Genomic DNA, 13,063 nt, shown 5'->3' on the forward strand with positions numbered 1-13,063 from the left:
AATGGTGGCCGGCTTCATACCGGAATGGTGGCCGGTGTTTGATCGGAATGGCGGCCGGCTTCACGTCGGAATCCGCAGGCTCCTCAAGCAAGGCCCGTCAAAAAGAGATTGAGCAGAACGAAATGACGCGTCACATCACCGACTTATCGATCCCGAGACGTTGTTCCAGCCTTAGTGCTTGCTGAGAAGATCGGCTATTGTCTCTCCATTTCGCCTGGCATCAGCGGCGAGCCATACTTCTCCCACCTCATACACTTCGCCTTGGGTACGGAACGGGACAATGACGTCAATGGCGGCCGACAGCATGTCAAGAAGCGTGCGGTCTTCCACAGCGGCTCCTTGCGGGCTGCTCTTGACGAGCGAAAAGAGCTTTTTAAAGCCTTGGACCGGATCAGCCCCATGAATCGTTGATATGGATCCCGCATGGCCGGAGACGACTTCGCTAAGGTAGGCCCAAGCAGCATCATCGCGCATCTCGCCAAGCAATATTCGATCAGGGCGCATGCGCAAGCTGGCTTGCAACAGTTGCTCGGCTGTCACGGTACCTACGCCTGATCGGTCCTTGGGATAGAGTAACCGGACATGGTTCTCGTGTGGGATTGCAAGTTCGAGCGTGTCCTCGATACTGATCAGCCTCTCTTGCGGGGGTATAGCGTTGATCAAAGTCTTGCTCATTGTCGTTTTGCCGCTTCCAGTAGGTCCGCAAAGCAGCATCGTCAGCCGCCCCCAAACGCACGCTTGCAAAAATTGCTCCAAGTCACCATGGTCGTAGTGCTGAAGAATCTTTTCGTCCTGCTGGGTTTGACGCTCTTTTCGTGACCGCCATTGATTCCAACGCGAGTATTCGTAGCGAGAAGAAACTTCCTTGAGTTCGGTCACACGACTCGAGGGACGCCGTATCGTCAGGCTTATTGTTCCTGCCGGTACAGCGGGCGGCAAACAGATCTGCAGCCGCTCTCCGTTCGGCAACTCAGTCGCACACAGGGGGCTTTGCGGTCCGACATCTTGCTTGCGCAGCGCTCCAGCGAGTATCGCGATGTCCTCCAGATCGTCATAAGACAGGGGTAGCGGATGTTTCGTGAAAACGCCGGCCTGTCGGACAAAGGCTTCCCCGGGCCGGTTGATAGCGACCTCTTCGGTTCTTGGCTCCTCAAGCCATTTTAGAACGGGCTCGAGAAGCAAACGCAATTGAGGATCAGCCTCTGATCGCATTTTTGCCTCTCCTGTGTTCGCGATGTTGGGGGCTTGGCGCCGTGGCGGTCGCTCTAAGATCGTATACATCTGAGAAATCGAGGTCCCGAGCCACAAAGATGGATACAGCATCTCCCTGGTTTTTCTTCAGCGTTGGCGGAATGTTGACCGTCGCTCTCAGTGTCGTGTCGACGGCTTGTCCACCATTGCTCTGGAAGCTGTCGGTGCCGCTTCCTCCGCCAGAGTTGGCCGCATATTGACCGGCCGCCTGAAACGCGCCTTGGATGACGCTCATGAGAATCGCGCCGCCAAAGCGTTCCCGGAAGTGATTGTCCACCGTGCCAGGCATTCCGGAGCGGCCGAGCTCGTCAGCGCCCGGCGATGCTATCGAAACGAGGGCATGGTCAGGTGTTTCGATGCGCGTCCACAGCACGAAGACACGCGCATCCCCCTGCTGGAGACCGCGCTGGATTTCGCCAATCACGGTCGTCCCGCGGTCCAAGAGCACGACATTGTTGGTCGTGCCGCGGACGTCTTTAGGTATGACGCACTTCACATAGCCGGGTAAATTTGTGTCGATTGCTGTCTGCAAAATGCAGGGAATGATCGTTCCTTGAGTAATCACGAGATCAGGGTGCGGCAAAAGGGTGGCCCGGCTCGGCTCCTGTATATCTGGCGTCAATCGGCCTGACAGTTCGCCCTCGGTTGAAATCCCATCCGGTGTCGTGGGAGCATCCTTATGGTTGTCTTCGCTCCGCTGACCGTCATTGGGCATTTGACCGCTGCTAGTGTAGGCGAAGATTGGTGTTTCCTCCGGCAGCGCATCAGCTGGCGCCGTTGGGGGCGGCGTCGATGACGCAGGATCTGCCGCCTGCGCCGCCTGTACGGGTGCTGGAGGTTCTGGAGGACTCTCGATTGGCACGGGGCGGAATGGCTCGGCGTTGGCGACAATTGGCGGTTTTGGCTGAGATGGCTCGTCTTGTGTGCTTGAACGACCTCCGAGCCAGATGAGGGATAGAGATGAGATGAGAACAAGAGCCGCGACGGCCAACTTCTGCGATCCCGAAATATGCCGGCGGGTCGGCTCCGAGACCATCGATCTGGATGCATGGACATCATGTCCCGCCTGTGGGCCGGTATCATTCATCGGCCCGAGCCTTTCAAAACGCGCCACACGTCGGGTGTCACTGTACCGGTCCCTGGCGCTCGTCCCAAAGGATCATAAGCCCTGTTGAAAATGGACAAGACCGTATTGCCATCTCTCAGACGCCATTCCCGGGCGACTGCGGATACTTCGACATAATCCCCTTTGACCGTGTAATTGGCAGCGGCTTCCTTGCCGTCGGGATTGATTACGTAGACGGAGGGTATGCGGGAATTGCTTGCGAAGCCAAATACGGTCGTAAAGCCATTATCGAAGACTTCCAGTGGCGCCAGCGATCGATCGCCCTTTGCCACGTAGTGAAAATTGTTTTCGTCCGGACTGGCAGTTGCCGCGGGCCGATTCAACAAATCCTGAACTCTCTCTTGTTGCAGCACTTTCGCCCGGGCCTGACCAAGGATTGAGCGCCTTTCTGCTTCTTTTCTCTGAGCAGCAGCCTCATCACCGGGATAGGTGAATTGGACACTGTAGTATAGGTCCGGTTGCTGCTCATCGAGTTTTGGCATCGGTTTCGTCGAAATACTGAAGACGTATCTCCTTGTACCCGACGCGCTCTCGGCCAGCACGATGACCGGCTGCGGCGCGAGCATCCGGCTAGCCTTAAAAAAGAGATAGTTGGCACGTGGGAGCGCAGCCAGGTCTTTGCTATTGGAAACGGCCACGGCTGCGACGGTCTCGTTGGCCGCGAATGTGACAACCAGCGTTGCACCCACTGCGGTCGATAGGCGCACCACTTCGTCGGGGCGGTAAGCAAGGTAGCGCATCCGCGCATCACGCTTGCCGGCAAGTGGCGTGTCTTCCGCGCACGCATCCATCGTCAAGAAAAATAAGCAGGCCAGCGCGAGAAACGCTCTTTTTGTCATGGCTGCACAATGCCCAGGTTCGATACGGTATCTTCCGAGGCTTGATAGGACGTGACGAGTAGACCTCCCGGATTGGTGAGCCTCGATTGCCCCGGCAGACCCGTCAGGCGCTCGTAGCGGATGGTAGCTGTCCAGGTGGTCACTATCGGCATCTGCCCATCGATAACAAGCATACGTTTGTATCGGATCTGCTGAACGTCGGGACTGAGGTCGTTTGAGGAAATATGGCCGACCTCGAGCTTGCCGCGCTTGCCGATCGTGACTTGCGGCGAGGTGGGATTGGGATAGTTGAAGAAATCTTGATATTGCTGTTGCACGGTCGGTGCGCTGAAACTGGACACGAGGTCATAGGCGTATTGGGCTGTATCTGCTGTGTAGCCTTCGCGCAGGCGTACATATTCCCATAGCGAAGCATTTATGACGGCTCGGTCTTGGGTTGCGGGCAGTCGAGAGATTGACACTTCGCTGTCTACGGTGCCGTCCGGCCGTACCCATAGGAACACAGGCACGAGCTTGGCCAAGGGGACCATGGCAGCGATGGTAAATGCCTGGGCAACATTTCCTAGGACCGCCGCTGCCGCAAAGGCTATAAGGGCCTTTGACAAGCGCCCCGCAGACTTCGCTCGTGAAGTTTGAAACGCTTCCACCTTCTTGTAGTGAGCGGCTAGCGTTTCTCTCTCCACCAGAAGGGCATGTTCAGGAAATTTCATTTGGGCTCTTCCGCACACTCGACCTGAAGATCCTCAGGGGTGGTTTCCCATTGTCCCGCGTTCAGTTGGAATGGCGTACCCGTGCAGGTCGCAAGCCGATCGGTTGTCTTGCAGGCCGCCAAAGCGAGGATTGACAAAAGTAGATAGCGTTTCATGTTTTTGGCACCGCGCTCGTTGATTTTAACCGCCCGTCGTTCTGGCAAAGTAGCGATTGAGGTTGTTAAGAGGTCGGTTCGTCCCTGCCCAAGACCCGGCGGCGATGCTGCTGGCGATCGTCGGAAGCGCGACGATCAGAGCATCGCCAGCCAGGAAAAGCATGTCGAGCTCGTAAAGCCCGATGATCTTGGCTGCTGTCGTGCCCGAGAATTTGATCATCAAAAGCATCGCTGCCAGCGAGACTACTTCGGCCGCGATAACTATCGTGGCAACGATGTTGAGAAGGAGAAGCAGCAGCCCGTACGAGAGCAGTTGGCCGATCCATCTTGTAGCCATGTCTCGAGTGTGATCAAAAAGGTAGCCGACAAGAACCAGGGGGCCGATCGCCAAGAGCACCTTCGTCAAAATCCCAACGGCATCATAGATTTCGAACGCTGCCCACAGCGAGCCGTAGAAAATCCATTGCGCTCCCTCGAAAGCAAGTATGTCTTGGCCGTTCATAGGCCCAATTTCGGAAGCAATCATCTGAAAGGCATACTGAGTTGAAGCAAACATCCAGTCGAGCTTCTGGGGAATATCGGTGAAGGGCAAGTCGCTGCCACTGATCTGGTGAGCAAGCCTTGGAATCGTGTCGTCGAAGACCGTTTCAATGTAATTGTGGTAGTTGGCCTGCCCTAAGATAAGGCCGACTACAATCGACACCATAATTACGCGCGAGATACCTGCACGCGCATCGACTTGACCACGCATAACCAGACAGCCTTGGATTATTATCCAAAGCGTCACACACGCAACCAGAGGCGCACTGACCGCCTCTTGGATTTTTTCAAGCACGTTGTGCAGCCCTGACGTAAAGGCCACATGAAAGATCGTGTGTATGGCCGTGAATGGCGCGGAAATCTTAAAATCCATGGCGTGAGCCTGATTTGTCCCTGATCAGCCCAGCTGAGCCGGATGAACTCAGCGTCTGTTTACGGGCGCAAAAAAATGCTAGCAGTCGTCTCGCGTTCGCGACGCTGCATCGCGGCCTCCTCTGCGGCGTGAAGGCTTGCTTGTGCAGTGGCCATCGTCAGCAGACTCGTGGCCTGGGCATTTTGGATGATCGCATCGTGAATCTGCTTGAGGACCAGACCGTTGGTCACTGTGGCCTGCATAATATTTCGCGAGCGGGAAAGCTGACCAAGAGTGCTGGCGTTCTCCTGAAGGCGCTTGTCCATCACAACCAGATTCTCAGCTGCGAGACCTGCAGCATTGGCAGCACCGGCAACCTGTCCCTGTAACAGTTTCGCTTCCAGATCGGTGCCGTCGACTTTCCGATTTGGGTCCTGCGCAATCGCACGCGCTATATTCGAAGCTGGCGTCTGGCTGTCAAACATCTGCCTCTCTAGCTGATTGCTCGACGGGTACTGATTTTTTTGGTTAAGTGAGCCTAGCAGTCCCATGACACCGAACGACGACGTTAGCATATCCACCATGGTGATTGTGTTGCTGAGCGTCACGATTGAACTCTCAAGGATCGCCGCAGTGGAAATCGCGGTCGCGGTCGATTGTGCTTCTGTTATCGGGTCGCTGACGATAAATTGCGACCTGGCCTGTCCGTGAAGCAGAAGGGAAGCAGCAAGCGTCGTTGCTGCAAGCTTAGCAAATTGCATGAATATTTCTCCGTCAGTCTTTAACTTCGTGGTAACGAGCCATGAAGTTGTCGAGCCACCCACTTGGCGCATCTCCGTGCTGGTGACGAAGCTGGTCGGCAAAGCGCACGGTGTTGGCCCGCCCCGAGAGTACGGCTACATACTCGCGCATCTGGCCAAGATCGAATTCGCAAACAACACTCCCGCTGTCGCGCTTGAGCAAAAACTTGCGGCTGCCAATTGCCATTCCCTGGCGGATTGCCTCGAACTCCTGCGTGGTGCACTTCAAGCCATCGACATAGGCAGCCCGGTCCGCCGTCGGTGATGGGTAGAAAATCTTCGTCATGCATTGTGCAACGAGACTGGCCCCGAGGGGCGATTCAAGCACGTGTTCAGGCTGCTGCGTTGCGAGGATCAACATCCCGTTATTCTTGCGGACGGTGAGCAAGAACTTGTCGATAACAGCCGAGAATTGGGGGTTCAGCAGATAGAAGCGAAATTCGTCGCAGCTCATGACGAACCGACGACCATCGACAACAGCGCCCACGCGATGCAGAAGATACGCGGCGGCTGGCGCACAGACCTCCTCAAATTCCAGGAGCTGCGTCATGTCGAAGCCTGTGATGGAGGCATCCAGCCTTACTTCGTCGACATCGCCGTCAAAGGCCCATCCAAGCGCATTTCCTCTACACCACCGCTGCAGCCGCGCTCCTGCGCCCTCGGAGGGGCCATGCAGCAGGAATTCGCGCAGGCCCGCAATTGAGCGCATGACGGGTTCGAACGAAAGTTGACGAACAATGCCACGTTCCAGTCGACGGCTTTCCTCCGGCGAGATCGGGCCACGGCCGTCACTCTCGATTAGAGCCATCAACCATTCGCGCAGAAAGTCCAACGAGGCGGAGGTGTTGTCCAGTCCACGCAGAGGGGCCAAGCCGCTCGGAGCGCCTCTGCGCAACGCTAGATATGTCCCTCCGGTGGCTCGCACCAGCAGTTCACCACCCCGGTCCTTATCGAAAAAGACGATGGCACCATCGCGATCGACCACGCTTTGCTCAAGCATCGCGAGGATAAAGGTCATCAGCGTCGTCTTGCCTTTGCCGACCGGTCCGAATATCGCCGTCATGCCGACGTCATTCTCATGTGGGATGTAGTCGAAAGAAGTTCCACCGTTCGTGCGAAAGCGCGCAACAGCTTTACCCCAGTGACCGGAAGTCGAACCGCTTGGGAAGTTCTCAAAAGAAACAAGCCCGGCAAAGTTGTGCGAGGTGATCGCCCCCGGGCGTGTGCGCCACCTGTTGTTCCCCGGAAGTTGGGACCAGTACGCGGCCTCCATGCCGATGCCCTCTTGAACGATAACGGCGCCTGCATCAGCCAGCCTTGCGCGTGCATTTGCTGCGCGATCTGCAAGGCTGTTGAGGCTGTCGGCATAGACGCACAGGCTCAAATGATGTGAACCCATGACGAACTCGTTGCTTGCCAGTGCGTCCTCTGCTTCGGCAAGTTCATTGATCTGGGTGAGAGCCTTGTCGCCGGCGCTCGTCATCTGGCTGGATTTAAGGCTAAGCTTCGCATGAGCTTGTGGCCGAGTGAGGAAGGAAAAGCTCTGGCTGAGGACAAGCGGGAAGTTGGCCGACAGCAAGGGATTTAGCATGCCTGGCCGCGTCGTCGCCGGATATTCACGGAACGAAAACAATGATCCCACGGAGCTACCTCCGGGTCTTCGAATCTCAAGCGCCCGCTTTCCGCAGATGACCTGGTCAGTGTAGATCGAGGCGCCAAGTGAGCCGGTAACCATCGGAACTGGAAGAAACCGGCAAGTCATTATCAGCCGAAGCGCCTCACCGATTTCCGTGAAGAGCACGTCGCCTTTCTCACGAATACCCAACCGGCGCAGACCGTAACCGCCGAGTGACCCAGCTATGATCTGCCAGAGGTCCTCCAGGCTTCGCATTTGTGTGGCCAGATCATTGTCATTCCGCCTGGGCGATTTGGCAATGCGCCAGCCGATCTTGCCGATCGCGGTACGGGGGAACACGATGACAGTGAGGAAGTGATCGTTGCGAAAGAGCTTGCCCGACAGCACACGGCTCTCGTAGGCCTCGCTTAGACTGCCAGCGAATGCACTTTGAAACTGGCGCGATGCCGGCTCCGGCACATCGTTGTTTCGCACTAGATGAGCGTATAGCGTGACATTGTCATCGGCGATGTTGCGCAAGAGAGTGTTGAACGCGCGGCAGCGCGAGTTGCGCATCTCAGCGTCTTCCAAATCAAACGGCAGCCCGTTGACGTGTGCCATGGCCATGATCGATCCGTCTTCCAGAAGGACAACCTGGTCGCTTAGATGACCGACATATGGAAGATAGATCTCGCCAGATCTCTCGGTCCGGCCGCTGGCGCCAAACATTACATCATTCCTCTTCCGCGTTTCGGCACTCTGATCGGGTTGGCGCTTACGCTCGCGCCGCCCCAGACCGGCCCATCCACGCTTCTGCCGGCCGTCTGCAAATAGAGGAACGCGACGCTTGCGGCGTTGTAGTCACGCTCAACAACCAGCCGTGCTCCGAACCAGAGTGGCACGAGCACGACTTCATAAAGTGGGTTCTTAAGGACAATAATGACGAGACCCGCCAACATCATGAGCAATCCGGCCAGCGTCAGCGGCACCCCCAGAAACAGCGCGGGGCGTGTCGCCGCCACATAGAGGGTGCTCACTTCCAACCGGTCGCTCATCAGCCACCGCCTATGAGCGCCTTGCCCAGGAAGCTGGCGCCAAACATGATGACGATCCCTCCAACCACACCCGCGACCAGGCCAAGTGAAGCACGACCGAACATCCAGGAAATACCAATGGCCACCAGTCCGAGCACGGCCAATGATTGTCCGAAGGGGCCCAGTATGAAGGTGCAGATATTCTGGACCATCTTGGCAGGATCCGTCCCGCCGGTCACCTGGGCCGCGGCTGGTCCGCTGGAGAAGACCGTCCACGCCACGCCTGCAGCAGCGGCCGGCACATATTCAGCCGCCATGCGCAGCATGGAAAAAGGCGAAGGAACACGCGTTTTAAGCGCACGAAGTATTTTGAGTGGCTTCATCATTGTATCTCCAGGATTCAATCGAATACGAGTTTGTTCGGAGTCGAGGGTTCCCGCTCTTCCGCAGCCTTGCTGCCTGTCGGACCGGAGGGATCGGCCTCGGAGCCGTTTGGCTGATAGGAGCCCCAGATGTCCCAGGAATTTTGGTTGGGCTGCTTTCTATTGGCCTGTTGGCTCTGTTGGAGCAGAGGCGGCACGGCTTTCCGACCGGGTGTCTCAAGATGTGGCGCATCTCGAACGGTCGGCTCCAGCGTTCGATCAAGGTGAATCGAGATGTCCTTTGCGGCCGACTCGACCTTGCGCACATACCCGTTGGCGAAACCACGCGTGACGTCGCCCGTGTTATAGGCCGAGATGGCACGGCGAAGAGCCAGTTGCTGCGCCGGAGCAGTCGTGCCGCCGGCATACCGGCTTTCAAGCAAGTGGGCGGCAGCCGAAAGCGAGGCGCAGGGCTCGAAAGCCTTTTCCGGCGTGAGACTGAGCATGGGAAAGTTCTTGCTGTTTATCTGCATCAATCCAACATCGACAGAATGTTGTGCTTCGAGACGGTCCTTGATGCCCCGCGTGGCTTCCAGGTGGTCTATCCAGCGAAGCTGCTCGCCTGTGGTGTTGTCATGAGCCACCAGCGTCTCAAAGCCACTTTCAATCTTAGCAATCGCGGCGAGGGTGGACGGCGCAACCCAGGGTGCGCATTTGCGCGACAGGCGGTGGAACTCACGAGGCGAAAGTGGCGCGGGCTCGGCTGGGAGTGACATGGATGTCAACAGGACAATGGCCAGCGGCCAAACTGCAATAAACATTCCCTATCACCTACCTTTCCAAGGCGCCGGACGGATTCTGGCCCTGTCCGGCACGCGCTTATCGGGGAGGTTTGTTACTGTGTGATGTTCAAGTTCAGCTTTTCGGTTTCAATTGAAACAAAGGACATTTGTTTAGGGGAGAAAAGACGCTGACCGAGTTGGCGCAGCAGTATGATGTGCATGCGAACAGATCACGGATTGGGGAAAGCAGCTTCTGGAAGGAGCCGCGAACGTATTTCGGCGCGGCGGAAGATTCGGAGCCGAGGTGGACATAAAGGCCGTCCATCCCCAACTCGGAGAACTGACGCTGGCGAACCTGGTTCAGTTGTTCGGCCGCGCACTGGATGAGTTGATCATATACAGTCCCATCGGCAGAAAACCGCGCGCCCTTTGACGGAAATCCGATGGGCTATCGCCGGGCACAATCACGAGATTCGATTTGACGCTGCCGAGTTTGAGGTGCTGCCCGTGACGTGACAGGCTCAATGTGGAGGTCTCGCGCGGGCTGAGAAATGTTAGGTCGGACGGTAACCGTCCTCGGCCAAAACAAGATGCGATGCCGCCGGCCATCTCGGAAGGACCCGGCTTGGCGGGAGACATGCTATTTGGCACAAAACCGCTGTAGCGAATCACGTTGGTCCTTTCGCTGACAATATTTCAGGGACTCAATCGCGGCGCTGCTCAACCACGTCGGACTCCCACGAGTCGGACGACGTCGAGATGATCCAGGCCGCCAGCGGCAGATAACGTGACGAGGATGCAAACACATTGCAGGCATCCATGCCGTCGAACCCGAATAGTGTGAGCGGGCAGCATCAAACTGACAAAACGGGGAATCACGATCCGGAAAAGCGAAAGACCTCATGGCAGATCATGTCGGCGCTTGAACCTGCCTGGTGGCGCGGCTAAATGCATGCCGCCAATTCGCGATCGACAAGGCCCAGCTTTCTACCGATTCTGGACGAGCAAGGCCCTCCTTACTGGCCGCCCGCAGCGGCGGGTGGGACCAGGGGACAGCTGCTCTACATCGGGGCCCTAGGGTTGCTCGGCAACAGCTTAGACAAGGCGATTCGAGATTGAAGGTGAGCCGTTGAAACATGTTCTTGTCATCGATGATGATGCCGCAATGCGGCGCCTCATCGCCGAGTACCTCACGATGCATGCCTTGAAGGTAACCGCAGTCCACGATAGCAAGCAGTTTGACTATGTTCTTTCACATGAGCCGGTCGATCTCGTGGTTGTTGACCTTAACCTAGGCCGGGAGGATGGACTTGCGATAGTTCGCAATCTGGCGACAAAATCGGATGTTCCGATCATAGTGATCAGCGGCGACCGGCTTGATGAGGCGGAAAAAGTGGTTGCGCTAGAGCTCGGCGCAACCGATTTCATTCCCAAGCCTTTCGGGATGCGCGAATTCTTGGCCCGCATTCGAGTAGCGCTACGCGAGCGGATTCCGCGAACCAGAGATCAGCGCTCATTTCGCTTTGGGGCCTGGAAGCTCAGCGTCAAGCAGCGGCGACTGATTTGTGAGGTGCGTGGCGAGGTCAAGCTTACTGCATGTGAGTTCAATCTCTTGATCGCGTTCCTGGAGAACCCACGCAATGTGCTGTCCAGAGAACGGCTTTTGCTCGCAAGCCGTGTGCGTGGAGAAGAGGTCTATGATCGAAGCGTGGATGTGCTGATCATGCGCCTGCGCCGAAAGCTGGAGGTTGATGCGGCCAATCCTCGCCTGGTCAAAACATGCCGTGGTGCAGGGTACTTCTTCAACATTGACGTAGATGTCAGCTACGGAGGCACCTCGGCCGCTTGACCCGGAGCTATTCTGGAGTTTCCCGAGTACATCCGCCACCGTGACGACCGGAAGAAAAAACTCGAGCTGATCGCAGGCCGCTCGCGGCCTGAAGACGGCGCTCCACGCTACATCGGTTTCGGCCACGGCGATGATCGCGAGCTGCAACGGCGCATTCTCGACCATCTCAAGAAGCAGGGTGTCCAGGCCAATTAGGATATTACCTTCATCACCGACGGCCCGCTCGATCGCGGAAATGATTGCACCGGCGAGCGAGCATGTCCTCGACTAGTTCCATATCACCATGTGCACCACGGTCCTTCGCCAGTTCGTGCAAGGGCTCGAAAACCACGACGAGCAGGCCGGACAGGACCTGCTTGAAACTTGCGCAGGATCAAATGGCATCTCTGGCATCGTAACGTCTATCGTGCCCGTGACGAAATCGCCGACCTGCAGTTCGACCCGGAAGGTCTCGAAACAGGCTAGCCAAACATGCGCAAGGTCCTGACCGCCATCGGCGAGTTCCAGGCCTACATCGCCTTCCAACAAGCCAGCCTGATCAATTACGGCGAGAGCTGCCGGTCCGGAGAGCGCATCAGCGCCTCTGTCGTCAAAAGAGCTGTTCTGCTTGACCCCAGCCATGGAGCTCAACGCCCCGCGTCGGAGCGCTCTCTGCTTCTGAAGGAAGCCATTAGGTCCGCTCGGGCTTGATCGGAGGGGCTGATGGACGTCGTGGTTGCTTCGCTCGGCTGCCGCCCCATGGCGAGGCTTTGCGGATTATCAGTCCTCTGCCTCTTCGCCGGTCTCAACAGCGCTGTGTAATGTTCAGTGTTGATGATGACGCCCCCGGTGTTGCTCCTGTCAAGTGTACGCGTCAGTTCGTCCTGGGCCTCGCGCGTCCTGCCCAACTGCCGTTCAAACGGCGCTGGCGCGACTTGTCGGGCTTGCTGCTCTTGCAAGACGGCGTGCCGCACCTGCGACCCGGCTGCTTCAAAAGCGTCCGCGGGGATTGCGGCAAGCTCGTGCGGCAAGCGGCCGTGCCTCAGTCGGTTTTGCAGCGCCTGCCGATCGGCGACGAGGTAGTCGAGGTGCAGCGGCTGCTGCTGGTCTGGCCGCTCTTCATTCGCCAATCTCCGAACCAGCTCGCGCGTGCCGTCCACCACGAAGACGCCGCAATCAACACCGTTGTTCTGCTGCGCCATGGCGGGTGTCACCGTGGTGGTCGCGTCCAGTCTTGCTGCGAGCTCTCGTGCAGGCGCGTCATTGTATCCCTGTCCATCGCGCTGATGGATGGAGTCGTAGTGATAGGCGACCGCTCTTTCCGGGTCGCGGCGATCAACGAGCAGCAGCGACCAATGCTCAGTGCGTCCCTCGTTCTCCGCCGTAGCCATGGGATTGCCACTGTTCACCGGCAGGAACACGAAGTCGGCTGCGACGTCGTTTTGATGATAGATGGACAGCAATGTAAGTTGCGGGTCCCGGTCGTGACGGCGCAGTTGCTGGGAGACCAAGGGATCCACCAACCGCGTTCGGGCGGCGAGCGCTGGGTGGGCCACCTGCAGGCTCTGCTCCAGCAACTGGTAATCCCTGTGGATATGGACGTCGTCCAGCAGGTCGGCGCCGAGCATCGCCCCCCGGGGGAGATTGGACGAGCCTGACGGAAGCGCTC

The 13,063-nt window shown here is 57.5% G+C and carries 13 protein-coding genes and 1 pseudogene; 2 read left to right on the forward strand and 12 right to left on the reverse strand.

Translation table 11 applies throughout. The features are described 5' to 3' along the window. Positions 1 to 171: 171 nt before the first annotated feature. From virB11 to AC0L2L_RS33105, 11 genes are all read right to left on the reverse strand, one after another. A complete protein-coding gene (gene virB11 / locus AC0L2L_RS33055; protein WP_473583980.1) occupies positions 172 to 1,212 on the reverse strand; it encodes a P-type DNA transfer ATPase VirB11 in 1,041 nt (346 codons plus the stop codon). Continuing rightward, entirely contained in the window at positions 1,196 to 2,338 is a 1,143-nt protein-coding gene (virB10, locus tag AC0L2L_RS33060; RefSeq protein ID WP_473583981.1) for a type IV secretion system protein VirB10, read from the reverse strand. Before virB10 ends, virB11 begins: the two co-directional genes overlap by 17 nt. Then, a complete protein-coding gene (locus AC0L2L_RS33065; protein WP_473583982.1) occupies positions 2,335 to 3,216 on the reverse strand; it encodes a TrbG/VirB9 family P-type conjugative transfer protein in 882 nt (293 codons plus the stop codon). The genes virB10 and AC0L2L_RS33065 overlap by 4 nt, the downstream gene beginning before the upstream one ends. Continuing rightward, positions 3,213 to 3,926 carry a type IV secretion system protein VirB8 gene (locus AC0L2L_RS33070; RefSeq protein ID WP_473583983.1) on the reverse strand — a complete coding sequence of 238 codons (714 nt, stop codon included), beginning with the start codon at positions 3,924 to 3,926 and terminating at the stop codon, positions 3,213 to 3,215. The genes AC0L2L_RS33065 and AC0L2L_RS33070 overlap by 4 nt, the downstream gene beginning before the upstream one ends. After that, positions 3,923 to 4,081, reverse strand: a complete 159-nt coding sequence (locus AC0L2L_RS33075) for a type IV secretion system lipoprotein VirB7 (RefSeq protein WP_095814513.1) — start codon at positions 4,079 to 4,081, stop codon at positions 3,923 to 3,925. Before AC0L2L_RS33075 ends, AC0L2L_RS33070 begins: the two co-directional genes overlap by 4 nt. Before the next feature lie 25 nt (positions 4,082 to 4,106). Continuing rightward, entirely contained in the window at positions 4,107 to 4,994 is an 888-nt protein-coding gene (locus AC0L2L_RS33080) for a type IV secretion system protein (RefSeq protein WP_473583984.1), read from the reverse strand. A gap of 59 nt (positions 4,995 to 5,053) precedes the next feature. Further along, on the reverse strand, positions 5,054 to 5,734 hold the full coding sequence (locus tag AC0L2L_RS33085) for a TrbJ/VirB5 family protein (protein ID WP_473583985.1): 681 nt from the start codon (positions 5,732 to 5,734) through the stop codon (positions 5,054 to 5,056). A gap of 13 nt (positions 5,735 to 5,747) precedes the next feature. Beyond that, positions 5,748 to 8,117 carry a type IV secretion/conjugal transfer ATPase VirB4 gene (gene virB4 / locus AC0L2L_RS33090; RefSeq protein WP_473583986.1) on the reverse strand — a complete coding sequence of 790 codons (2,370 nt, stop codon included), beginning with the start codon at positions 8,115 to 8,117 and terminating at the stop codon, positions 5,748 to 5,750. Beyond that, positions 8,117 to 8,443, reverse strand: coding sequence for a type IV secretion system protein VirB3 (locus tag AC0L2L_RS33095; RefSeq protein WP_473583987.1), 327 nt, complete (start codon positions 8,441 to 8,443; stop codon positions 8,117 to 8,119). The genes virB4 and AC0L2L_RS33095 overlap by 1 nt, the downstream gene beginning before the upstream one ends. Further along, positions 8,443 to 8,748: a pilin major subunit VirB2 gene (gene virB2 / locus AC0L2L_RS33100; RefSeq protein WP_473543590.1), complete on the reverse strand. Its 306-nt coding sequence runs from the start codon at positions 8,746 to 8,748 to the stop codon at positions 8,443 to 8,445. Before virB2 ends, AC0L2L_RS33095 begins: the two co-directional genes overlap by 1 nt. Positions 8,749 to 8,822: 74 nt before the next feature. Continuing rightward, entirely contained in the window at positions 8,823 to 9,605 is a 783-nt protein-coding gene (locus AC0L2L_RS33105; protein ID WP_473583988.1) for a type IV secretion system lytic transglycosylase VirB1, read from the reverse strand. Between the two features lie 1,090 nt (positions 9,606 to 10,695). Here AC0L2L_RS33105 and virG point away from each other — a divergent pair. Next, positions 10,696 to 11,415, forward strand: a complete 720-nt coding sequence (gene virG, locus AC0L2L_RS33110; RefSeq protein ID WP_473583989.1) for a two-component system response regulator VirG — start codon at positions 10,696 to 10,698, stop codon at positions 11,413 to 11,415. 27 nt (positions 11,416 to 11,442) lie between these two features. Further along, positions 11,443 to 12,018, forward strand: a pseudogene (locus tag AC0L2L_RS33115) (ISKra4 family transposase); the annotation flags it as partial. A gap of 23 nt (positions 12,019 to 12,041) precedes the next feature. On the opposite strand, the gene AC0L2L_RS33120 reads toward AC0L2L_RS33115, so the two are convergent. Continuing rightward, positions 12,042 to 13,063 (reverse strand): Ulp1 family isopeptidase (locus AC0L2L_RS33120; RefSeq protein WP_473583990.1); only part of this gene is annotated, 1,022 nt, incomplete at its 5' end.

The organism is Mesorhizobium sp. WSM4832, from assembly GCF_055811115.1.